18 protein-coding genes and 1 pseudogene are annotated in these 24,122 nt (G+C 41.1%); 4 read left to right on the top strand and 15 right to left on the bottom strand.

Annotation, left to right across the window (positions count from 1 at the left end; translation table 11 throughout):
* Window positions 1–46: 46 nt before the first annotated feature.
* From AXF23_RS12270 to AXF23_RS12290, 5 genes are read right to left on the bottom strand one after another with little or no spacing between them, the layout of a single operon-like run.
* Window positions 47–1,648: a DUF6850 family outer membrane beta-barrel protein gene (locus AXF23_RS12270; RefSeq protein WP_233251300.1), complete on the bottom strand. Its 1,602-nt coding sequence runs from the start codon at window positions 1,646–1,648 to the stop codon at window positions 47–49.
* Between the two features lie 45 nt (window positions 1,649–1,693).
* Window positions 1,694–2,815 (bottom strand): DUF4876 domain-containing protein, encoded by a 1,122-nt coding sequence (locus AXF23_RS12275; RefSeq protein ID WP_107625498.1) that lies wholly within the window; start codon window positions 2,813–2,815, stop codon window positions 1,694–1,696.
* A 30-nt stretch (window positions 2,816–2,845) separates the two neighbouring features.
* Window positions 2,846–3,361: a T9SS type A sorting domain-containing protein gene (locus AXF23_RS12280; protein WP_107625499.1), complete on the bottom strand. Its 516-nt coding sequence runs from the start codon at window positions 3,359–3,361 to the stop codon at window positions 2,846–2,848.
* Window positions 3,362–3,399: 38 nt separating this feature from the next.
* Window positions 3,400–3,780: a hypothetical protein gene (locus AXF23_RS12285; RefSeq protein ID WP_107625500.1), complete on the bottom strand. Its 381-nt coding sequence runs from the start codon at window positions 3,778–3,780 to the stop codon at window positions 3,400–3,402.
* Complete coding sequence (locus tag AXF23_RS12290) at window positions 3,780–6,734, bottom strand: TonB-dependent receptor (protein ID WP_107625501.1); 2,955 nt, start codon at window positions 6,732–6,734, stop codon at window positions 3,780–3,782. The genes AXF23_RS12285 and AXF23_RS12290 overlap by 1 nt, the downstream gene beginning before the upstream one ends.
* A gap of 896 nt (window positions 6,735–7,630) precedes the next feature.
* On the opposite strand from AXF23_RS12290, the gene AXF23_RS12295 reads away from it, so the two are divergent.
* Complete coding sequence (locus tag AXF23_RS12295; RefSeq protein WP_158267696.1) at window positions 7,631–8,512, top strand: hypothetical protein; 882 nt, start codon at window positions 7,631–7,633, stop codon at window positions 8,510–8,512.
* 177 nt (window positions 8,513–8,689) lie between these two features.
* Here the strand turns inward: AXF23_RS12295 and AXF23_RS16365 are convergent.
* The 7 genes and pseudogenes from AXF23_RS16365 to AXF23_RS12330 form a co-directional block, all read right to left on the bottom strand.
* Window positions 8,690–8,873, bottom strand: a pseudogene (locus tag AXF23_RS16365) (transposase); the annotation flags it as partial.
* 37 nt (window positions 8,874–8,910) lie between these two features.
* Window positions 8,911–9,204 (bottom strand): hypothetical protein, encoded by a 294-nt coding sequence (locus tag AXF23_RS12305; protein WP_107625503.1) that lies wholly within the window; start codon window positions 9,202–9,204, stop codon window positions 8,911–8,913.
* A gap of 440 nt (window positions 9,205–9,644) precedes the next feature.
* Entirely contained in the window at window positions 9,645–11,939 is a 2,295-nt protein-coding gene (locus AXF23_RS12310; RefSeq protein ID WP_107625504.1) for a RelA/SpoT family protein, read from the bottom strand.
* 40 nt (window positions 11,940–11,979) lie between these two features.
* On the bottom strand, window positions 11,980–13,116 hold the full coding sequence (locus AXF23_RS12315) for a lytic transglycosylase domain-containing protein (protein WP_107625505.1): 1,137 nt from the start codon (window positions 13,114–13,116) through the stop codon (window positions 11,980–11,982).
* A gap of 40 nt (window positions 13,117–13,156) precedes the next feature.
* Window positions 13,157–13,936: a DUF5683 domain-containing protein gene (locus AXF23_RS12320; RefSeq protein WP_107625506.1), complete on the bottom strand. Its 780-nt coding sequence runs from the start codon at window positions 13,934–13,936 to the stop codon at window positions 13,157–13,159.
* A gap of 170 nt (window positions 13,937–14,106) precedes the next feature.
* Window positions 14,107–15,012: a ParB/RepB/Spo0J family partition protein gene (locus AXF23_RS12325; protein WP_009011440.1), complete on the bottom strand. Its 906-nt coding sequence runs from the start codon at window positions 15,010–15,012 to the stop codon at window positions 14,107–14,109.
* A 210-nt stretch (window positions 15,013–15,222) separates the two neighbouring features.
* The gene (locus tag AXF23_RS12330) at window positions 15,223–15,990 is read right to left on the bottom strand and encodes a ParA family protein (protein ID WP_009011441.1); all 768 of its coding nucleotides are present in this window, start codon (window positions 15,988–15,990) and stop codon (window positions 15,223–15,225) included.
* 114 nt (window positions 15,991–16,104) lie between these two features.
* On the opposite strand from AXF23_RS12330, the gene surE reads away from it, so the two are divergent.
* Both surE and lpxB read left to right on the top strand, forming a co-directional pair.
* Window positions 16,105–16,878 (top strand): 5'/3'-nucleotidase SurE, encoded by a 774-nt coding sequence (surE, locus tag AXF23_RS12335; RefSeq protein WP_089367221.1) that lies wholly within the window; start codon window positions 16,105–16,107, stop codon window positions 16,876–16,878.
* A 12-nt stretch (window positions 16,879–16,890) separates the two neighbouring features.
* The gene (gene lpxB / locus AXF23_RS12340) at window positions 16,891–18,090 is read left to right on the top strand and encodes a lipid-A-disaccharide synthase (protein ID WP_107625507.1); all 1,200 of its coding nucleotides are present in this window, start codon (window positions 16,891–16,893) and stop codon (window positions 18,088–18,090) included.
* 228 nt (window positions 18,091–18,318) lie between these two features.
* On the opposite strand, the gene alaS is transcribed toward lpxB, so the two are convergent.
* Window positions 18,319–20,985 carry an alanine--tRNA ligase gene (gene alaS, locus AXF23_RS12345; protein ID WP_107625508.1) on the bottom strand — a complete coding sequence of 889 codons (2,667 nt, stop codon included), beginning with the start codon at window positions 20,983–20,985 and terminating at the stop codon, window positions 18,319–18,321.
* A gap of 178 nt (window positions 20,986–21,163) precedes the next feature.
* Here alaS and AXF23_RS12350 point away from each other — a divergent pair, with 178 nt between their 5' ends.
* Complete coding sequence (locus AXF23_RS12350) at window positions 21,164–21,502, top strand: MerR family transcriptional regulator (protein WP_089367224.1); 339 nt, start codon at window positions 21,164–21,166, stop codon at window positions 21,500–21,502.
* Between the two features lie 684 nt (window positions 21,503–22,186).
* On the opposite strand, the gene AXF23_RS12355 is transcribed toward AXF23_RS12350, so the two are convergent.
* The gene (locus AXF23_RS12355) at window positions 22,187–23,146 is read right to left on the bottom strand and encodes a hypothetical protein (RefSeq protein WP_107625890.1); all 960 of its coding nucleotides are present in this window, start codon (window positions 23,144–23,146) and stop codon (window positions 22,187–22,189) included.
* A 121-nt stretch (window positions 23,147–23,267) separates the two neighbouring features.
* Complete coding sequence (locus AXF23_RS12360; protein WP_107625509.1) at window positions 23,268–24,035, bottom strand: copper homeostasis protein CutC; 768 nt, start codon at window positions 24,033–24,035, stop codon at window positions 23,268–23,270.
* Window positions 24,036–24,122: the final 87 nt, after the last annotated feature.

The raw sequence follows: 24,122 nt of genomic DNA on the forward strand, positions 1-24,122 counted from the left end.
TTGTGCGAACGCTTAGCACCATTCGTGCGGACCAACAGTAAGACTGTTAGAAGGTGCAACCAATGGTCAGCCTGCCCGTTGAATAGTTCCTACCTACAAGGTAAGCGTTGCCGTCATTAGTGTGGCGATGAGTAAAGTCGAAGGCTGTGTAGGTCTTCATCTTGGTGCCTGGGAATACAAAGGCGTACTTAACGCCAAGTTGGAGGGAGTATTGTGGGTCTGTAAGATACTTATACTCACGATACATCAGTACGTCCATCGTAGGGAAACCGTTCTGCTTGTCAGATGGTTTAGCTAATGTTCCATCCTCGAAAGCATCGCCCTTTCCCTTCTTATAGGCAAAGCCCGCCTTTAATGACAATACCCCCTTGCGGAAAAGGAGGTTACGTGTAAGACTTGTGTAAGTCTCCATCGTGCGGATGTCCTGACGGCGGAAGTAAGGATAGCTGTAGCCTGTCTGCTTACGTTGTGCAATGTTCGCACCTGCTTCTACCGTCCAGAGAGGTAACTCGTTTATGATACCATAATAACCTCTATAGCCAAGATGCACATCATTCCACGCCTTATTGGCACTCTTTACAGGGGCAAGATACTGATAGAAGTAGGCTCCCTGTTCATTTTTGTTAGAACGATAAGCATTCATCTCGTTGACAAGGTTCTCGCTTGAGAAACTAAAGTCAAGATGATGTATTTGCTTATCGAGGTTCAAAGTTAGGCGTGTTTGGTAGTCATAAATATGGCTATGATGATTGGTGTGAACAATCGTATAGGGTGACTTCCTACCATAATAACCCTTTCGATAAGCCATATCCAAGTGGTTAAACCATGAGAGGTGTGGGAGGATTTCCCAGCCAAGTTGTAAACCTAATTTATGATATTCATTGAGCATAGGTTGCTCCCTATTGCTATCAGTAAAGCCCGAACTACTGAAGGGTTCAGTCTTACCAATCCACGGACCATAGTTGATATAAGACGTAAACTCCTGTGCATTTGAAGCGTAGGTACTAAAGATTACGCTCTCTGTGTTCCGTCGGTAAGTATAATTGAAACCAAGACTAAAAGGCTGTAATGGTATATAGACGCCAGTAGTGAGGACTAAATCCATCAGCTTTGTCTTATGTCTTAAATCCTTATACTTAGCAACATTTGCCGCAGTGAAGTCCACCTTTGTACCAATGGCAAGTCCTTTATATATCTCCCAAGACAATGCCCCCATAAGATTATAGGTGTCACGATGCTTTGTGCCAGCATTATTTAGCGAGTCTTCGACAATATCGAACGGCAGACGTTGGGTCTGTATGAATGCTGAGCCGGTCATATTACGTCCAGAGAAATTGTCATAACGCATACTTCCCGACAAGACAATCTTGTCTGTTAGGCGATAGAATGAAGAGACGTTAGCACCTGCCTGCATGGTACGTGGCGACTCGTCATAGTTGACAAAGCCTCCCTTGCCATATTGTGCATAGACTTCAGCCAAGGAAATGTTCTTTGTCTTAAATCGTGTCAAAGCTGCAGCATTGTCACTTCCCAGCCATGCATCGCTATTGGCAACGAAGCTAAAATCACGATGGAGCAGACTATCTTTAGCCTGCTCCTGTGCGTTGAGGCTGGCAGAGAGGGTTACCCCTGCCAGTATAAGTGTCATGAACCTATATCTCATTTTACAGGTTATGTTCTTTTATCATCTGTTTTACTTGTCTCTAAGTGAGAACTGACTGCGCTCGTGGAAGTCAGCAGTAGAGTTGTTTGTGTCCATGTAGACAATCTTTGCTCCATTCTTCATAGATGCTTCAGCGTCGATATGACTTGGGTCTGCGCCATACTGATAGTTATAAACCAGCTTACCGGTATTGCCTTCAATCTTCTTTGTAGCTTCAACGTCTACATTACGATATACGCTATGACCAAGTTTGATAGTTTGCTTCACATAACCAGCATCTACCTCAGAGCCGAAACGCTTTTTACTCTTGCTCTCATTAATTTTCTCATAAACCTCGACACCGTCAATAATCCAGTCTGTTGGGACCTTCAATACAGCATTTATTTTGTTCTGAGCTTTGCCTGGTGCGTATGTGATATTACTTGCATCGTTTGCGAAAGCAGCAGGTGTTGTGTTCTTTGTTTGGAAGATAAAGAAGCCAGGAGAAGTTACACTAAGTGGCCAAGCATTAGCCTGTCCATATTCTACTGCCTTAAGGTATTGGCTGGTAGGGATAACGTCTGCTGGTGTTGGATAGTATTTTGGATTCTTAAAACCAGACTCTGGGTCGTACATAGTATAGTAGTCTTTATTGGCATAGTTGATACTCTGTGGGTAGGTCTTAGTATTATCTATTGCCCCCATACAGCAGATAACAACCTGTGAATAAGGCTCGATAATCAATGAATTAGGGAAGTACCATATACCACAAGCTGCTGGAACCCAGCCCTGTGAAACGTAAGAAGGTTCTGTCGCTCCTGTGCCGTACCATGCGTTCGCAACAGAGTGTGCATTATAGGGGTCTAATATACCAATAGCTAAGTTGCTGATTACTGCTGTCTTACCACCATTGTTGTACAGGATAAAACCCTTGTCCATCTGGAAGAAATTCTTGGGATCGTTTTCAATTGGTACACCTGTTGTGTACAGTTCCTTGATGATGACTTGGTCAGCATTCTGATCAGGCAATTGGAAAGTAACGTTCTTTACATCTGATGCTTTGATGACTTGTACAGTACCATCATTATGTGTCACAACCATATCCCATACTTGTGCATTGATGTTGCCAATGAATGCAAACATGGCAACAAGGAGAAGTAATATTTTCTTCATATCTTTTCTATTTAATTTCTAATGTTATTCTTACTTATTCATAAACTTAAAACTCTTTGTAGGTGTGCGGAGGATGTAGACACCCTTTGGTAAAGACGAGAAATCAAGGGCAACTCGTCCCTCACCATCAGCTGTTACAGAGCTGATTTGTGTACCATTAAGATTGTAAATAGCCACTCTTGCACCTGCTTTCAATCCACTTACTTCTGTATTACTGAATGAGAACTGAGGTGTGTTAGACGCATTCTTTGGGTCATTCGAAAGCACACTACTAATGCTTGTCGGCACCTTCTTCTCAATGAAGCGGTAGTCCTGCACGCCTGTCAGTGCTGTTGTGAGTTTCTGATCCTTACAAGTAATAACAAGGTTGTTATCCTCTATGGTTATAACAGGTAATGACTCCAAAGCAAACTCGGTCGTTGTACCATTCGTCTCGGTCAAGACAAGGCAGGTTATTATACGCTCTTGTACTGTCTGTGCAAAGCCACTAAGGGGAATGAACGACAGTGTCAAAGCGATAAGCCCTATAAAACTTATTTTCTTCATAAACATTGTTTTTGATTTATACTATCTTTATTTCTCTTTTAATTTACGATACGTTTCTTCGACATTACTAATGGTAAGGTTACCACGTGAGGAGAGTCTACGGCAACGACTACCTGCGACTTGACACCATTGAAGAAGTAGCGATAGTCTGTGGTCTCCTTTCTTGCAGAGCTGCTGACCTTATACAAACCTGAAGGAACACTGAAATGCGCTACTCCCTCAGCGTCTGTACTATCAACGAAGGTGCTTGCCACGGCATCTTGTAACTCTACGCGTAAGCCTTCATAAGAACCGTCATAAGTGCTGGGGAATTCCAACTTCACATCGAAGTTGACTACCTTAATGCCCTCCTCATAATCAGCACACGAGATTAATATCGTCATCACGCATACTGCAAGTAAACTAAATATCTTTTTCATTATATCTTTAATCTTAATGAAAGTCCATAATAGAAGCTCGGAACATATCCACTACCAAAGAGACTTGTCTCAAGTCCCGTCTGTGATGAGTGTACTTGAGCAAGCGTGTTGAAGAAGTTATTGGCATAAAACGATATAGATACGTGCTTACCTATTTCCTTTGTTACACTCAAGTTAGCCGACCAGAACGCACTCAACTTGTTCGGATTCAATGTGTAAGGATAGTTTGTTCGCACAACCAACTGTGCTAAGTCGTTGTATAACCCTCTGTCATTCGTTGCTGCCCAACGTAACTTCTCTGCAAAAGGAACTAATGTCTCTGGTGTATCCCACGTACTATAATACTCTGGATAGACGATAACTGTTTGATTCTCAGTCTTACCATTGTATGCTTCACCAAAGTATTCATTGCCACTATTCACAACATATCCTCTACTGCTGGTAGCTCTGCTGTAAGTATAGAGCGAACTTTCCAAACGCAAAGCTACGATAAGGCGAATCTTTGGTATGTGTGTCGTTAGTGTGACATTCATATCTACTTGACCACTGACAGAGCCATTTGAGGCAGAAGCATCAGCCGTATAGTTGGTTGATGTGGCTGCACCACCACGGTAATAACCAATATATTGATATAGTTTACCGTCTGACTGACGTGTATTCAGACCTACTGGAATATCCGCAAAGAGCGTTTCGTCCTGTGCTTTATAATGATAGTACTTACCGTCAACGCGTACCTGTGTGCGGAGAGTCTTAATCTGTTTGAAGTCTATAATCCATTCTAAGCCATAGCGACTCAATGGGTCAGCATTCACATATTTTGTGTTGGTGACGTAGGTGTTACGTTCGTCATAACCGAGAACAACTGGGGCTTTCGCACCGCTGGCATCACTTACCGTCACAATACCTGTCTGTGGGTCAATCGTAAAGAGGCGATTAGCCGTCGCAATACCGCTCGCTTGAAGTTTAGCAGGTGATGTGTACTTATAGGTGAAAGGTGCGTAAGTGTTTGTTGCCATGTAAGGATTGAAAGTCTTACTATGGAAGAATGAAAGGTTGACGTCTGCAATCTTCGTTCTCAGTTCCACACCTAAATCCCATTGGTTGGCATATTGCCATTTCAAGTCAGCATTGTATCGTGCCTTTGAAGGGTAGGTGTAGTAGGCGTAATAAGAGCGATTATTAGCATCACTGGTAGATGAGAATGCCAACATATCACGATAAGATGGAGAAGGGTAGAGTACTTGGAAACTTGGAAGTTTCACACTCTTTCCCCATCCTGAGTGCACGCTAAGACTATTCACCCAACTATCTTGTCCAAAGCGAAGCATATAGCGCATATTCACACGTGGTGAAAGGCTACCCACTGTTCCATATTCTGAGCCGGGAATAGAGGTGATATCTTCACGTACACCTGTTGTCAGTTCAACATTCTGTTTGGTATTGATAGCCATTGATAGCTTATTCTCGGCATAAAGTGCCATGTTGTTCAAAGCGGGTAGGACGTCAAAACGATATTCACGCCATGTCGGTGCATAGCGCATATCTTCGTAGTGTGTACCCTTTCCTTTATTCCTACTGCTGGTCCATTCAGCACCAATAAGTAAGCGGTTGCGGAACTTTCCAAATGATTTATTCCAATTACCCTTTAGCTTCAAACTATAGGTTAATGGTTTGGAGTCGCCAAAACCACGCAGATACCAATAGCCTGTAGGACCAAGAATGATGTTGGCAGAAGGGTTCTTATCGTAGTCTTCTGCAATGTTATATCCTTCTGTCAAAGTGTGAATATAAGGTTGTGTAGAACTACTACTCTCATTGCTGTAGCTTTCTGAGCGTTTATCTGCGTAGGTGAAGGCTGCTGTAAAATTAAGATTGGTTATCCATGACTTGTTCAACAGCCAGTCAAGGCGTATATTACCACCTACATTATTATCCTTAACCTTATAATAACTGTCTAAGTTGCGGTCTGGATCAGCCTTCGAATCATAGCCTCCCACGCCACCATTTAGCCCAATGTCCAAGGTCAGAGGCTGTGTCTTCTTCATAAAGACATTCATATAGTGCAGTGACAGTACATTACGTTGATAAGCTGTATAAGGCGATGCTGCATCCGAGAAAGAGCGTGCATGCTCAAGGGAGAAGTTGATAAGTCCAGCGTTCTTGCCTAAGTCTAATCCTTTGTGAAGGGCTATTTGGCGAGTGTGTTGGTTGATACTTCCTTCCAAGATGAAAGGCGAACTACCTCTACGGGTCTTCACTTTTACTACACCATTGGTGAGGTCGCCGTATTCTACAGAGGCAATACCGGGTACGACCTCCACACTTTCAATGTTAGAAGCACTGACACCACGTGTACTCACACCAGCTGTTTCGCCCATCATAGCATTGTTGTTCAGACGAACACCATCCACTTCAATGGCTGTACCAAACGACGCGTTGCCTCGCTCTGATGAACCGCTACGCAAAGTCAATTTGCTATCATTCATCAAAGAAGGGTTCACACTCTTACCGCCCGGCAGGAGTTGGGCAATATCGCCCAAAGTCATTATCTGTTGATTGTCTAATGTCTTACGGTCAATGGTGTAAGAGGTTGTTATCTCGTCTTTCTTTCGATGCGCAACAACCTGTACTTCATCGAGTTGAAGGTTGTCTTCGGCAAGGTGCACGTTGAGCGTGGCACCATCAGCATTAATGGTGACAACTACTGTTTGTTCTGCGTAACCAAGGCAGGAGATAACTGCAGTACACTTTCCTTTCGGTACGTTTTTTATCGTGAAACAACCTTTTTCGTCCGTAAAAGTGTACAAGCGATTTTCCTTCAATGTGACTGATGCGTAGGCTATAGGCTTACGATCATCCTTCCCCACAACACAACCTGTCAGTGTCTGTGCTATTCCATTGATACTTAGTCCGCAAAATACAATAGACGCTATTATCCTATTCGTGAAGTCCATGACTTGCAAAGATAAGACGATTTAACAAATTCTACAATACTCAAAAATAGGTATTTATTTGCTTTTCTTTATGAATAAAAATAGATTTTATCATATTAGATAAGGTCCTTTTGATATATGGATTGATAAGGGGCAGCCCAATGTGTGAGAAGAAACGATATCTAATACTTTCAGAGTAGTAGATTTTTGTAAGGTTATAAACCGCCTAAATGATTGGTGTTAAGCCTCCGCACTATTGGTGTTTACCATCCGCACCATATGTGCGGAGCCTCCGCACGTTTGTTAAGAAAGGGTATCTGTTATATTGAATATCCTCTTGCAGAAGTAAGCTTTATCGTTTTACATCTCAGATGAAGCAATAGTTGATTCAAATATATAGCTTAGAATACTCAAAAATACACAAAAGGTGTGTCGATGAGACTCTATTGTACTCAGCCCAAAATAACGACCTGGCTTTTATTATCTCTTTTTATCTTTTCGTTGGTATAGACGATAATATTAAAAAAATATTGCAAAATTAATGAAAATATAGATTTTTTATTTACCTTTGCGCTAGATTTGAACTATTAGTTTGGGAAATATCTAATTTTTCTTGAGTAAAGAAATAGCATTCGTTGTCTATTGAATTGTCGTAGGGCTCGAAATTTTTTATAAGAATATAGTTTATAGATAAGTACTGTGAATGTTTATGCATGGCATGAGTAAGTAGTATCTAAGCTATATGTAAGTTCCAAAGCTATACGATAAGGATTATGAAAAACTTATGCTTTATGGGCTCTGGCTTAAATAATTATTAAACAAGTATTGATATGAAAAAACAAAGAAACGTAAGGCTATGTACTTATTGCGATGAAAACAGACACGTGTACCACAAATGTAGAAGTAACATAATTATTATGTTCCTACTTTTTTTCTGTGTTAAAGGCTGTGCTCAAGAGCGAACTACTTTATCTAAAGTCCTAGAAAATGCAATATGTATAAATGTAGCATCTTACTATCCAGATTCATCATTTGTTCATTTTGCAAGGCTTTGCGACAATGATGTTATTAGATATACTCGCAGAACAAAGGAATCTGAGTTTGCAAGAAATGAATATCTTAAATCTGAGCAATGTAAATATGATCGTTTAAAATTAAATGCAGAACGAAGTAAATTGTATTATTTCGAGTTGGAAGGTAAAATTAACTGCAAAGTGGGAGGATTTGAGTTTGAGAATAGAAAACAAGAGTTTACAATGTTAAGTCTCTCTTCTAACTATATAACAATAAGTGTGTTTGCTGTCCCTGTTATTCAAAATATAACTAAATATACTCCAAAAGGGCAGATCTTAAAGTTCAGAACGTCAAATAATAACGTACTAAGAAAATTAGACCAAGGTGGTTCTTATAAAATAATTATTACCTGTAAGCCTGGATATAGTGAAGATGGATTCAAATCGTCAACATGGACTGATGAAAAAGTAACTATTAGATTTGTAAAACCTGTTGGTATGTATCTAGTTGATATGTATGATAACAAGGTATTATTAGATTTGAGTAAATACCTTAGCCAGATAACTAAAATTTCAAAGTCTCAGGTGAAAGTTTCAAAGCAGAAGGATAATGCTTGGTTTAGTACCCATAAGCAAGTAGGTAGCTATATCCAATCATATCATAAGCAAGCAAGAAAAAAAACATGTGCTACTTGTATGGGATCTGGTATATTTAAAGTTGGAGATGGAAGTCTGGTCTGTCCAATCTGTTATGGAAAAGGCTATAAGATGAGCCACTATTACTAATTATACGCAAAAACAGTTTACCATATAAATTATATGTGCTAAAAAACTATACGAAACAAAAAAATAGGTGACAATTCCTTTATGGATGTAACAGAGGTCATCATTAGCTGAGTAATTTATTGAGTGCGTATAAAAAAATGTGGTGTAATTGACACTTAGTAGGCTGGTCATTCCAGCCTACTTTTTAGTATCTATAAATCCATCTATAATTTTTCTTGTTGGCTTCATTCGATTCATTATGATTATGTAGTATTCTTTAAAACTATGAGTTAAAACCTTCTAATATATTTGTTGTAAATGGAATTTGTAATTCTTTATAATCTTCATGCGTATAGAGCCATTTAAGATGAGTCTTAATAGAATGGTCTTGCAGTTCTTATTTATCAGTATTGAATGAGCTATATATAATCAGACAATTCTCCATCAAGATAGTAATCTCCACCTTCACCTTCATAATATTCAATCCACACATTATGAAGAGTCTGACTAAGCTCTTGAACAAGCCCATCTGTAATTCTGCTACGCTCATAATAGTTACGAATATCATCCTCATCTATAATCACCCCATCTCCACTATATAACATAGCAAAAGTTCTAGTACAACGTACATCATGAAAATCAGAACTCCAATGGTATGCCTGATTTCCGACATACCAAACATTTCTTCTAACATATTTAACTTTACCTCTCATATTATTTTTAGGTGTACAGATTTGATTAAAATAAATTATTATACAAAGTTATAAATAATTATTATCTAAAAAAATATAATACTAAAAAACACTATATTTAACACTTATATATAAAGTGTTGAACAGTTCTACTATCTTTAGTAGCGATTATAATTCAATAAAATGCTATTTCGTTTTTCAACATAAATATCTAAAAAGAATATACTAAGGATCTAATGCTAGATTTGAGTTTAAAATAAATTTTGCTGTCATTTCTGTCATCCAATATTGTGTCCTAACTGATTAGTTTACAGTAGAGTTACATGAAATGTTAAAAATGACAGCAACTTAAAATAAAACTATTCTTGTAAGCTGTGTAATAGTTTTACTCTTGTTGGGGCTTTGTCACTCGGTAGATTGGAAGGACGCTTTATCTTGAGGTTAGATAGTTCTTTAGAGGACTAAAGAATCTCTAAGACCTCTTGTACATCCTTAATATTCTTCATATTTTCAACGATAAACTGTACATCCTTGCGGTCGTGGACTTGCATCTCAATCGTTCCGTCAAAGATTCCATTATCGCTGGAGATTGTTATCTTACGGATATTAACACCCAACTGGTCGGAGAGAACATCAGAGATGTCGTGCAGCATACCACTACGGTCAATACCACGAATCTCAATCGTTGCATCGAAGAACAATCGACGGTGCATATCCCATTTGGCATCCAAGATTCTACCACCATAGCTTGCTTTTAGCTTTGCAGCTACTGGACAGGCACGCTTATGAATCTCGATGTGGTTTTTGTTGTCAATATATCCAAGGATATCATCACCTGGAATAGCATGGCAGCAGTGTGGGAAGAGATAGCGATGTATGTTTTCTTCGTTGATGAAGATAGGCTTCTTTCTGTTGAGTTCTTTGGTTACAACAATTAAGCCTTCAGTACACTCTATATCTTTAGCCTCTACAGACTCTGTTGTCTTCTTGTCATTCGACTTCAAGAAAGGAACGTATCGACGCCAACCACGTGAGGTAACAGTCTTCTCTGACTTTGACTTTCCACGAAGTTCGTTCAAATCAGTGTCGCCAAGGATAACGGTCTTGTCTCCAACGGCAAGGAAAAGACTGTCATGCTTACGAAGGTCGTGTAGTTCGCAAAGCTTATCTAAGGTAGCAGTTGTCATCTCAAGGTCGTGTGCCTTTAGCCACTTCGATAGCTGCTCTTCACCTGCCTTCTGCAACTCACGGCTCTCACGTCGCAAGATAGCTTGTATCTTTGCCTTAGCCTTCGCTGTAGATACAAAGTTTATCCATGAAGGATTGACGTGTTGCGACATCGAAGTCAGGATTTCTACTTGGTCACCACTATTGAGTTTATGGCTCAAAGGAACAAGCTTATGGTTGACCTTTGCACCGATACAGTGGCTACCAAGGAAGGTATGGATTTGGAAAGCAAAGTCGAGTGCCGTACAACCTGCTGGCATCGTCTTAATCTCTCCCTTTGGTGTAAATACAAAGATTTCAGATGCAAAGAGGTTGAGTTTGATAGCATCGAGGAAGTCCATAGCATCTGGCTGTGGGTCGTCGAGAATCTCTTTTATCGTACTGAGCCACTCGTTCAATTCGCCTTCATCCTCAGTAATCTCACCGCCATCCTTATATTTCCAATGTGCTGCAAATCCCTGTTCAGCTAATTCGTTCATGTGCTCAGAACGTATCTGAACCTCAATCCAACGGCCCTTAGCAGACATGAGAGTTACGTGCAATGCCTGATAACCATTAGCCTTAGGATGGTTCACCCAGTCGCGCAGACGATCAGGATGACTCTTATAAATCTGACTGATAGCCACATAAATTTGGAAACAGTTGTTGATTTCCTCATCAGGTGACTTCGGTTTATAGATGATACGTACGGCAAGGATATCGTATATTTCTTCAAAAGTGACGTGTTTGTTCTGCATCTTATTCCAAATAGAATAAGGACTCTTTACACGTGCTTTAAGTTCATATTCAAAGCCCATCTTGTCAAGTTTGGCACGGATAGGTGCTGTGAACTGTTCAAAGAGGGTGTCACGCTGCGCCTGTGTTGAAGCAAGTTTCTTCTCAATAGAGGCGTATGCGTCAGGATGTTCGTAGCGGAAACTAAGGTCTTCTAACTCAGTCTTAATCTTATTTAGTCCCAATCGGTTTGCAAGCGGTGCATAGATGTAGAGTGTTTCACCTGCAATCTTATATTGCTTGCTGGCAGGCTGAGAAGCAAGAGTACGCATGTTATGCAAACGGTCGCATATCTTGATAAGAATAACACGAATGTCGTCGCTCATCGTGAGCAGAAGCTTCTTGAAGTTCTCTGCTTGAGCAGAAGCCTGTTCGCCAAAGATACCACCAGAAATCTTGGTTAGTCCATCAACGATTTGTGCAATCTTAGGACCGAAGATATTTTCCATATCTTCCACTGTATAGTCGGTATCTTCTACGACATCATGTAAGAGGGCTGCACAGATACTCGTTGCTCCGAGTCCCATCTCTTCACAAGCAATTTGGGCAACGGCAATAGGGTGCATGATATAAGGTTCGCCCGAGAGTCGGCGCACACCCTTATGCGCTTGTCGTGCGAAGTTAAAAGCCTTGGTAATGATATCAACCTTCTTTCGATGACGTGAAGCAAGATAGGTATCAATGAGATGCTGAAATGCATCATCTACCATCTTCTCATAGTCAATCTCCTTAACTTCAATATTGTCCTTGTCCATTGTGCATCCTCCCTTTATATAATAAGGTAAAAGAATCTTGTTAGTATGGCATGGTTCCTTGGCTTGTATTAGTAGCCGCGATAGTCATGCTTGGTTCTTCGTTTGGTGTTTCGTTTTGGTAAATTAGATTTTTGTAACCTTTGAACTTCTCAATCATTTCAGAAGGTAGGCGTAGCTTAGCAACACCATTGTTAGCAAAAGCCTTGATTAAGCCTTGTCGATACTGTGGGTTAAGTACTTTCAAATCGTCCACATTCATACCTAATACGTTGGCAATCTTGGCAAGTGTAACGTCTTTCTCTACAATGATCGTATCACAGCGGTTGGGTAGACCTGTTGATAAAGGTGTGATGTTGTAATCAGCATAGTAGTTCATTACATAATTAGCAGCGATGAAAGCAGGTACATAACCACGTGTCTCCTTCGGTAAATGCTGATAGACTGCCCAGAAGTCAGCACCACCACCAGCCTTTGTGATAGCACTGCTAACACGTCCCGGTCCACAGTTATAGGCAGCAAGTGCCAATGTCCAGTCGCCAAATCGTTTGTAAAGGTCGCTCAGCATACGTGCTGCAGCGTAGGAAGACTTCTCTGGGTCGCGGCGTTCATCAATATAACTGTCAATCTGAAGGTCATATTGTTTACCGGTTGTTGCCATGAATTGCCATAGTCCTGCTGCTCCCACACGTGAGGTAGCATTAGGGTTTAAGCCCGACTCTATCACAGGAAGATACTTTAGTTCTAATGGTAAGCCATAGAAACGGAGTGCCTCTTCAAAGATAGGGTTGTAATAACGTGCACGTCCCAAGAGGTAAGAAGTTGATTGGCGTCCTGCCTTTGTGTAGCGATCGATATATTTCTTAACTTCCTCATTATAGGTCATTGTCATCACATTCGATAGATTGCGCATCTTACGATCAATGACTTCCATACCGTTTTCTGGCTCTGTTGCATTCGTAGAGGGTGTATTCTCGAACCCTGTTTGTATGCCACTATTATAGAACTTATCATCTACATAGTCTACATCAACATATCCTGCCATCGTTTCAGATGCCGTAGGAATCATCACTTCTACAGCTTTACCACGACTATCAACGACAGTTTGCTGTTGTGCATAGATTCCACAGGTTGCTCCCATTGTAATAAGGAAGGAAACAATATCTCTCTTTCTACTCATTATTTCTGATTTAGTTAGCGCAAATACAGTGCGCTGCTGCTTAGAATGTCAGACTACATCCAATACCTATTGCCGATGAACGGAAAGGGTTGTTAGGTGTAGCGATACTCTTATTTGATATGACTGTCGGTGCAATATGCAGTGAGAGGTCATCTGATATGTCAAAGTCGGATAAGGAAGCGTCTACGTAAGCATCAATAACTGACAAGGCATAAACCGCAATAGTTGTAAAGATACTTAGGTCGCGCCATCTGCGGTAGCGATCCTTGCGCTGTTTGAAGATGTTCTTATAACGCTCTTCATTGGCAGAGGTGATTGTAGCTCCAAGGTGTAGGAAGTTATTATAACTCTGCGTTGTTGGGTCATTATCCATGATGTCCATATAAGCCTGCGCATAATCATGGTACATCTGGTTATTCCATGTCATGGCATAGATACAGCCTACAAAGCCTCCGTAGAAGATTGGTAGTTTCCAGTACTTACGGTTGTAGACCTGTCCAGCACCAGGGATGACGAGTGCAAGCCACAAAGCACGCTTAGGATTAGGGCGCCACTTAGACCAGTCTCGTCCCTGTTTCTTCACCATGCCGACACTATCCTTACGCAGAACAGAAGTGAGTTTACCCTCATCATCTGGTGTGAGGATTGCCTTCTCTTCTATATATTTATCCTGCGAACTCGGTATCTCAACGACAGCAGAGTCGCCTGGATACATAACCTTTAACGTGTCATGGGGCAGATCTTGTGCCTGCATGACCGTAACACTGGTGAGCATTCCGGCTATCAACAGTCCTTTGAGGATTCTATTCTTCATCTTCATCACTACCCTTTGTCTTGCTTAAGTTACTGGTTTGAAGGTTTGTTACTTATTCTTTACTTTGTAGTCAGCCACTTGTTGAGGCTTCCTAATGCTTGTGAATCGTTCTTCTAAACCAGAATACTTGCTTATCTTATACTTACTAATACCTTAATCTTTCCGTATGGGAAGTATTACTTCATCTTATCCATCACTTCCATGATGTGAAGTAATTCCTCTTCTGATGCAAACGGAATACTAATCTTACCCTTTCCATCAGCGTTACAACTCATCTGTACCTTCGTATCGAAGAATGATGAGAGTCGCTGCTTGAGGATATTAAACTCCTCTGGAAGGCGAGTTCGAGCAGAAATCTTCTTCTTTGCACTCTGGATATCTTCTCCGTTATTGAGTTGCTGACACAGTTCTTCAACCTTGCGAACACTATATCCGTTCTTTAAAATCTCACGATAGAGTTTCAATTGGAGTGAAGGACTTTCTAAGGAAAGCAATGCACGGGCATGTCCCATGTCTATTTCTTTCTTTTGCAAACCCATCTGTACCAATGCAGGAAGCTTCAACAAACGAAGGTAGTTAGCAATAGCAGCACGGCTTTTACCCACACGCTCTGCTACACGTTCTTGAGTCATTCCGCTCTTTTCAAGCAGATGTTCGTAAGCCAAAGCAATCTCAATCGCATTCAAGTCCTCACGCTGGATGTTCTCAACCAGCGCCAACTCCATTACATTCTCGTCCTTAATCGTACGGATATAGGCTGGAACAGCTTTCAAGCCTGCCAACTGACTGGCACGCCAACGGCGTTCTCCTGCAATAATCTGGAAGCGGTTATCGTCAATCTGGCGCAGTGTAATTGGCTGAACGAGTCCTAACTCACGAATACTGTTGGCCAATTCTTCCAACGCAACAGGGTCGAATTCACGACGCGGCTGGTTTGGGTTGGCTTCTATCTGGTCTAAGGCAACCTCGTTAATAGTGGAGCTGCCTTGTGTACTGACAGTCTCTGTAGATATCAATGCGTCCAGACCACGGCCGAGGGCATTGGTCTTTGCGTTTCGATTATATTTCTTTTGTACAGCCATAGTCTTTGTTTGGGAGTAAAAAAGGAGTTTAGGTGTTGGTGGAGTTTGTCGCAGTTATGTTCAATATAAAGCGACTCTTTATTCCCAGCTCTATATTTCTTTACGTTCAACAGATGAATGTCTGCAGTTAGAAATATTAGCTTTGTAATTGGGAGACGGCCTTTCTATTGGTTTCAAAGTCCACCTTTCTGCTCCATTCCTATCCTCTCTTTATTTCTTATTCTTTTCAATGATTTCCTTTGCAAGGCTCAGATGATTCTTTGCACCCGTAGAGTCAGCATCGTAGAGGATTACTGGTAAACCATGACTCGGACTCTCAGAGAGTTTCACGTTACGCTGGATAACAGACCTGAACACTAACTCTTGGAAGTGGCGCTTTACCTCATCGTAGATCTGACGGGCAAGACGCAGACGACTGTCGTACATCGTCAGCAGGAAGCCCTCTATCTCTAACTTCGGATTAAGCTTACTCTTGATTATCTTAATGGTGTTCAACAGCTTGCTGATACCCTCCAATGCAAAATATTCACACTGCACAGGAATGATGACTGAGTCGGCTGCTGTCAACGCATTGACGGTAATCAAACCGAGTGACGGACTACAGTCTATTAAGATGTAATCGTATTCGTCACGGATTGGAGCCAATAGATTGCTCATAACCTTCTCACGACCATTAAGCTTCAACATCTCAATTTCAGCTCCAACAAGGTCGATATGGCTCGGAACAATGTCTAATCCTTCTATGTCAGTGGTGTAGATTGCATCTTTTATGTCGGCATGGTCAATGATACATTCGTAAAGAGAACAGTCCACCTCCTTGATATCTACGCCCAAACCGCTCGATGCATTAGCCTGCGGATCGGCATCAATCACAAGGACAGACTTCTCAAGTGTTGCTAAAGAAGCTGCCAGGTTGATGGTGGTTGTAGTCTTTCCTACGCCGCCTTTTTGGTTGGCAAGTGCGATAATCTTTCCCATTTTTCTATTTAATCCTATACGTTTATTAGGCTACAAAGATACATATTTTATATGAGATTAGAGGGCTTTATAAACCTTTTTTCGTACTTTTGCACTGAAAACAAAGTGAAATTTATGAATTCTAAGAGACCACTCATACTTATATCTAACGATGACGGATATCACTCTAACGGTATTCGTACACTCGTTTCATTTCTTTCTGATTTTGCAGAAATTGTTGTCTGTGCCCCTGAAGCGGGGCGTTCGGGTTTCTCATGTGCTTTTTCGGTGGTTGACTATCTGCTGTTGAAGAAACGGAATAATATCCCTAACTGTGAGGTTTGGTCATGTTCGGGTACGCCTGTCGACTGTGTGAAACTGGCGTTAGACCGTATTCTTGTTGACCGAAAGCCTGACCTTATCTTGGGAGGTATCAATCATGGAGATAATTCATCAGTCAATAATCATTACAGCGGGACGATGGGTATTGCCTATGAGGGGTGTATGAAATATATCCCTTCTATTGCCTTTTCAAGTTGTGATTACGATCCTAATGCCGACCTATCTTACCTACGTGATTACGTAAGACTTATTGTCAAGAAAGTTCTTGCTGATGGTCTGCCAAAAGGTGTCTGCCTAAATGTGAATTTCCCTAAGGTCGAGAAGTTTGCAGGACTGAAGGTTTGCCGTATGGGTTGGGGTAGTTGGACAAGAGAGGTTGAGGCTTGTAAGCATCCTCGTGGCTTCGATTACTATTGGATGACAGGGCATTATCGTAACGACGAACCTGATGCGACGGATAATGACCAGTGGGCATTGGCACATGGATATGTGACTGTTACGCCATCAAAGATTGACGTGACGGATTATGAAGTGCTCGACAAGATGAAATCATGGGAATCTCTTTAATTCTTTGATGTTATGAAGTATTACCTGATAGTTGGTGAAGCATCTGGCGACCTACACGCCTCACGCCTTATGCAATCGTTGATGCAGTATGACCCTGAGGCTGAGTTTCGTTTCTTCGGAGGTGACTTGATGGCAAAAGTGGGGGGTACACGGGTGAAACACTACCGTGAACTTGCTTATATGGGATTTGTTCCCGTATTGCTACACCTGCCTACCATCTTCAAGAATATGAAGATGTGTAAGGAAGATATCATGCGTTGGAAGCCTGATGCTGTAATCCTCGTTGACTATCCAGGATTTAACCTTAGTATCGCAAAGTTTGTAAAGAAGAATACAAGTATTCCTGTCTATTATTATATCTCACCGAAGATATGGGCATGGAAGGAGTGGCGTATCAAGGCTATCAAGCGTGATATAAAAGAGATGTTCTCTATTCTTCCCTTTGAAGTGGCCTTCTATGAAAAGAAACATCATTACAAAATAAATTACGTAGGTAACCCGACTGCCGAGGAAGTTGATAATTTTCTCCATGTTTATTCGGAGTCAAAAGACGAGTTCTGTCAGCGTAATGGGTTATCTTCTAAACCTATTATTGCCATCCTTGCTGGTAGTCGAAAGCAGGAGATAAAGGATAATCTTCCTTCAATGCTTGAGGCTGCTCGCCATTTTGAGGATTATCAGATGGTGGTTGCCGCAGCACCTTCTATCACTGAGAGTTACTATAAGAGGTTCTTAGAAAACAGTGAGGCTAAGATGGTGAAAACACAGACTTACGAACTACTTGCACATGCCACTGTGGCACTTGTTACCAGTGGTACAGCAACGCTTGAGACTGCTTTACTAAATGTTCCACAGGTTGTTTGCTATGAAACGCCAGTCCCTAAATTGATTCGCTTTGCTTTTAAGCATATTATTAAGGTGCGTTTTATCTCGCTTGTCAATCTTATTGCCGATAAGGAGATTGTGCAAGAACTTCTTGCTGATCGTTTCTCAATTCGCAATATTGCCAACGAGTTGTATCGGATTCTTCCTGGTCAACCTTCGCGTGAACGTATGTTATCTGATTATCAACTTGTTCGTGAACGATTAGGTAACGAGGTAGCACCTGATAATGCGGCAAGAATTATGGTTGAGAAGTTGACGAATAGGCGTGTCTACGATATGTCAAGTAAACCGGAAAACGAGTTTATAAGCGAACAAATTTACGAATAAGTAGCATACTTAAAAGCATGCCTGTTCGCCAAGCAGCAGATTGATTTTAGGCGAATAGTTCTTTGCTCCCGAATTATTTTCATGAAAAAAAATATTTTTTTTCATGAAGATAAATATTTCTTTTCACGTAAATAATATTTTCTTTTCATGTAAATAATTCGAGAGAAATAGGTAAATAAAAAAATAAGGAGAGCCGAAAGCTCTCCTTATTCCTTGTATTTAATAGCATTATAAGCTAATTAGTTCAATCACTTTATCCACTGCCTCTCTTATTCCATCGGCATTCTTACCGCCTGCTTGAGCGTAGTGTGGTTGACCACCACCGCCACCTTGGATAAGTTTAGCAGCCTCACGAATAATCTTACCAGCATTCAGATTGTTGTCTTTTACCATGTCATCACTGAGCATAATTGATAGAAGAGGACGATTCTCATGTACTGAACCGAGTACACAAACGAGCTTCTCTGGTAATGCCTCACGCACTTTAAAGACGATGTCTTTAGCTGAAGCTGGATCGATTGGTAATACTGCCTTCACAACATGTACGCCATTTACAGTCTCAGCACGCTCCACCATGTTCTTTGCAGCACGACTAACGGCCTGTGCACGGAAGCTCTCAAGCTCCTTCTTCATGTGGTCGTTCTCCTCAACAAACTTAGAGAGAACTGCCTTGAGGTCCTTAGCATTGTTGAACATTGCCTTTAAGTCACGCAAAGTGTCCTCAAGGAAGTAGATGGCATTCTCGCATGTTTCACCTGTCATAGCCTCGATACGGCGTACACCTGCAGCTACACTGCTCTCGCTAACAATCTTGAAGAAACCAATGCGGCCAGTTGATGTGGCATGAATACCACCACAGAACTCACAGCTTGGACCGAAACGAACAACACGAACCTTGTCGCCATACTTCTCTCCGAAGAGGGCTACTGCACCCATTTTCTTTGCTTCCTCCATTGGCGTATCACGATGCTCGTCCATTGGATAATCCTTACGAATCATCTCATTGACAAGCTTCTCTACCTGACGAAGTTCTTCATCGGTAATCTTCTGGAAGTGAGAAACGTCAAAGCGGAGGGTGTCAGGACTTACGTATGAACCCTTCTGCTCAGCATGCTCACCGAGAACCTGCTTCAAAGCATAGTCGAGAAGGTGAGTTGCGGTGTGGTTGGCAGCTGAAGCGTCACGCTTCTCAGTGTCAACACAAGCCATGAAGTCAGCCTCAAGGTTCTTTGGTAATTCCTTAACAATGTGTACGCTCTGATTGTTCTCACGCTTGGTATCGATGACATTAATAGTCTCGTCCTCACTAACAAGTACACCTTGGTCACCTACCTGACCACCCATCTCACCATAGAAAGGAGTATAGTCGAGTACAAGTTCATAGAAACTGTTCTTCTTCTGAGTCACCTTGCGGTAACGGAGAATGTGGCACTCATATTCTGTGTAGTCGTAACCAACAAACTCCTGTTCGCCTTCACGCTGTACTTCCCAGTCACCATTCTCTACAGCGGCAGCATTGCGCGCACGTGCTTTCTGCTGTTCCATCTCCTCGTTGAACTGCTTCTCGTCAACGGTATATCCGTTCTCTGCGCAGATAAGTTCGGTGAGGTCGAGTGGGAAACCGTAGGTGTCGAAGAGGCGGAAAGCCTCCTTACCATCGAGTTGGGTCTGACCATGTGCCTTTAGCTCATCCATTGCACCGTTAAGGAGCATGATACCCTTTTCCAATGTGCGAAGGAATGAGTCTTCCTCTTCCTTCATCACGCGACCAATCAGCTCACGCTGTGCAGTGAGTTCTGGGTATGCAGTACCCATCTCACGTACCAACACGTTGAGCAACTTATACATGAAAGCTTCCTTCTGACCAAGGAAAGTATAAGCGTAACGAACGGCACGGCGAAGGATTCGACGAATAACGTAACCTGCTTTAGCATTGCTTGGTAACTGACCGTCAGCAATTGAGAATGCAACAGCACGAAGATGGTCGGCAACAACACGCATGGCGATGTCTACTTTCTGTTCTTCGTTGACACCCTCACCATTAGGACCTTCTGGGAAAGTGTGGTTATATTTCTTACCAGAGAGGTTCTCAATCTCTGCAATAACTGGTGCGAAGATGTCTGTATCGTAGTTAGAGTTCTTGCCCTGTATAAGACGAACGAGACGCTCGAAGCCCATACCTGTATCGATAACATGCATCTTCAATGGGTCAAGACTACCATCAGCCTTACGATTGAATTGCATGAATACGATGTTCCATATCTCAATAACCTGTGGGTGATCTTTGTTTACAAGTTCTTCACCAGGCACTTTTGCCTTCTCTTCCTCCGAACGGAAGTCGATATGAATCTCTGAACAAGGACCACAAGGACCAGTGTCACCCATCTCCCAGAAATTATCATGCTTGTTGCCATTGACGATATGGTTCTTTGGGAAGTGCTTCTCCCAGTAGCCTGCAGCCTCATCATCACGTGAGATACCCTCGTTCTTATCACCCTCAAAGACTGTTACGTAGAGGTCTTTTGGGTCAAGATGGAGTACGTCTACAAGGTATTCGTAAGCATAGTCGATTGCTCCTTCTTTGAAATAGTCGCCGAAACTCCAGTTACCTAACATCTCGAACATGGTGTGGTGGCTAAGAGCTGCATCACGACCTACCTCTTCCAAGTCGTTGTGCTTACCACTTACACGTAGACATTTCTGTGAGTCTGTACGGCGGCGAGGCTCTGGATCCTTTGTTCCGAGGATAATATCTTTCCACTGGTTCATACCAGCATTAGTGAACATCAGCGTAGGGTCGTCCTTAATAACCATAGGGGCAGACGGTACGATAACGTGTCCCTTCGACTCAAAGAATTTCAAGTAAGAGTCGCGGATTTCGTTTGCTGTCATCATCTTTATTTTATTTTTAATTCAATTTTTCTACCTAAAAGTGTTGCAAAGATACTGACTTTTGAGTATTTTTGCAAACAATTAGGCTGCTGAATACGTAAAAACTTCTTTTAGAGGTGGGCGTAGTCTTTCCTTTCAGACCTAAGATAGTGTAAATAATTGATATAAAAGTTACTAAGACATGGCAGAGAATCCGCGCAAACTGTATTATTCTATCAAGGAAGTGGCACAGCAGATGAACGTTACGGAGAGTCTGTTGAGATACTGGGAAACCGAGTTTCCACACCTTCGTCCTAAGACGACGGGCAATCGTGTGCGCCAGTATACGGAGAAGGACATTGAACAGATAAAGGTTATTTACAATCTTGTCAAGGTGCGTGGCTTTAAGATTGCTGCAGCGCGCAAGATGTTGCAGGAGAATAGGAATGGTGTTGAAAAGAGTCAAAAGGTAATGGAGACGCTCATTTCTGTGCGCGATCAGCTGAAAGAACTTAAGAAACAGTTAGACGGTTTAGTATAGACGGCATATCAAGGGGAGATTCCTTCGGAGATATGTCACACCAATTAGCAGTCATAGAGCGGACTTTTGTATTCTTATTTTCCCTATTTTATTTTTGTTTTTAGTTGCTGTCATTTTTAACATTTGTGATAAAGATCTTATAATAAGCTACTTACGGTGTGGTTTGTTGTGATAGGAGTGACAGCAACTTTCAGATTGTATATATACTACTTCACACTCGGTCTTTCATATCAAGGCTGAATAGTATCCGTTTTCTACCTATTATCTTGCTTTTACAAGACCCTTTTTATGTGACTTACAACTGTCATCACAATTCGTGTTTACGGTTAGCACGCCTCGTGCTAACACTGAGCACAAGGCGTGCTAACCATAAACACCAAAGTACGGAACACTCTTGACAAACTCTTGCCATAATAAGTTTCACCCTATCAGAGTTCTATTACTTCTCAAACCTCCCCTTTCTACCTACAAATTAGGCATAGTAAGAACATTACTTCATCTAAGAAATAATAAGACTTCGTTTTAAAACTTTTGCATACCTTCTTAAATTTGCTATCATCACTGTTACACTCTTTTACTACGTAACTTCCTATTAAATTTATATCTATTATGGAGTAAGTTTTTGTCATACTGGCTCGATACTCATCTAAAGGCTTGACAAGAACTTAACTCCTCCAAACTAATTTATAAAAGGTGATATCCTCTTATTCGTATTCCTATTCTATCGTTATCTATATATGTATCTCCTATTTGCTCTTTGCTCTCAAAAATAAAAGGTTCAATTTCATTTGTAATGCCATTTTCTGCATATTCTAAAATGTTGATAGGTATGATAATACTCGGTTGATAATATTCAAGCCATTCAAAGGGGAAAAAAGGAATATTTATGAAATAGTTTCTAAGAAGATTATTAATAAGAGTAACTTCATAAAATTCCTCCCCTTGTATTTTCACCTTCTTATAACTAAAATATTCTGGATTCAAAAAGTCTAATAAACCATTATAATATTTCTTTGTTAGTCGCTTTAATAATTCATTATCATAAGGTATATTATCATTGAAAGGATCGTGATACTTGCATTTAACTTCATTATATAAGTTATATGAAACTGATGCAATAGAAAAATTAACTTTGATACCACCTGCCATAGATTGTGCTTTATGTTTTTTCATATTAGCACATCCTCCCGAAGAGTATCCTTTTGCCTCAATAGCAAAACATTCATCCTTACTAAAGGCAAGTAAATCTGGTCTTTTAACTTGTTTGCCATTATTAGATAATGGAATAGGTGGGATATGCATTCGCATAGCGGCTTCATAATTCACCGTGTATATACTACCATTAATCTTTTTAGACAGGAAATCAGCAATTGCCTTACCTGCAAGATTAGAAAACTGCCCTTTCTCTGTTGGATCTGAAAAGCAAATTGGAGGTTCTGAAAACCTGTTATTATAAAATGCTTGTCGTTGCATATATGGGTTATAGTGTAAAAACATACTGATTATTCGCAACAATTTTTGTGCTCTTGGCGCATAATGCATTCCTGCGCATGCTAAATGCTTTACAAATGCAAGTCCTGATAGGCTGTATTCAGGATTAGTAACATTCCCTTGTTTATCCTTGTATTCTACTTTTATATCCATCTTATTTCTCATTTTAAAGAGTTTATTATTCTTTTGTAATATACTTAAAAGCCACGTAAATTTTCAATAATTCTCGTACTTGTTTTTGTTAAATACAATTTATTTGAAAAATTGATAGGTATTAATCTTGCCCAATCTTTCCTATCACAGCATTTATCGTATTTCTTACTCTACGCTCTGTTGTTAACATGATAGTGTCTTCATCAGCACCCTCAGCACCCATATATACGGAGGGGTTGGAGTAGGTCATACGGCTTGTTTGTGGTTCACGAGCAGAGAAGTGGAAGGCTGGTACGCTTGTTTCTTGGCGTATGCGAGCGATGTTCTTTTCGTTCACACCACAACCAGCCATGATTTTTATACGATCATTTGACAACTGGTTTAATCGTTGGAGTAAGGGAATACCCTTCTCGGCAGTAGGTTGCTGTCCAGATGTAAGTACTCTTTCAAAGCCGAGTGCAATGATCTGTTCCAAGGCTTTCTCTGGTTCGCGGCAACGGTCAAAGGCACGATGGAAGGTCACACTCATCCCTTTCGCATGTGACATCAGATACTTGTTGGCAGCCAAGTCGATATCTCCTTCAGCTGTCAGGCAGCCAAAGACAACACCATCCACACCTAACTCACGACAAAGGTCAATATCCATAGCCATGCGCTGAAGCTCTTGTTCGGTATAAAGGAAGTCTCCACCACGGTTGCGGATGATGACATGTAGGCGAGTATCAGTCAACACTTCCCTTGCCATCTTTATCTCACCATAAGAAGGAGTGGTACCTCCTTCGGGAATACCCATACAGAGTTCTACACGATTGGCCCCACCTTTCTGTGCTTCTATACAGCTTTCAACGCTGTTAGCACATATCTCTATCTCAAAATCACTTCGTTTCATGTTGGATTATTTGAGGAGTTAAAGGAGTTAAGGAGTAAAGGGGAGTTAAGACAATACTTTTATATAATGTAATATATCAGACAATAA

This window comes from Prevotella sp. oral taxon 313, from assembly GCF_003043935.1.
Classification (GTDB): Bacteria; Bacteroidota; Bacteroidia; order Bacteroidales; family Bacteroidaceae; genus Prevotella; species Prevotella jejuni.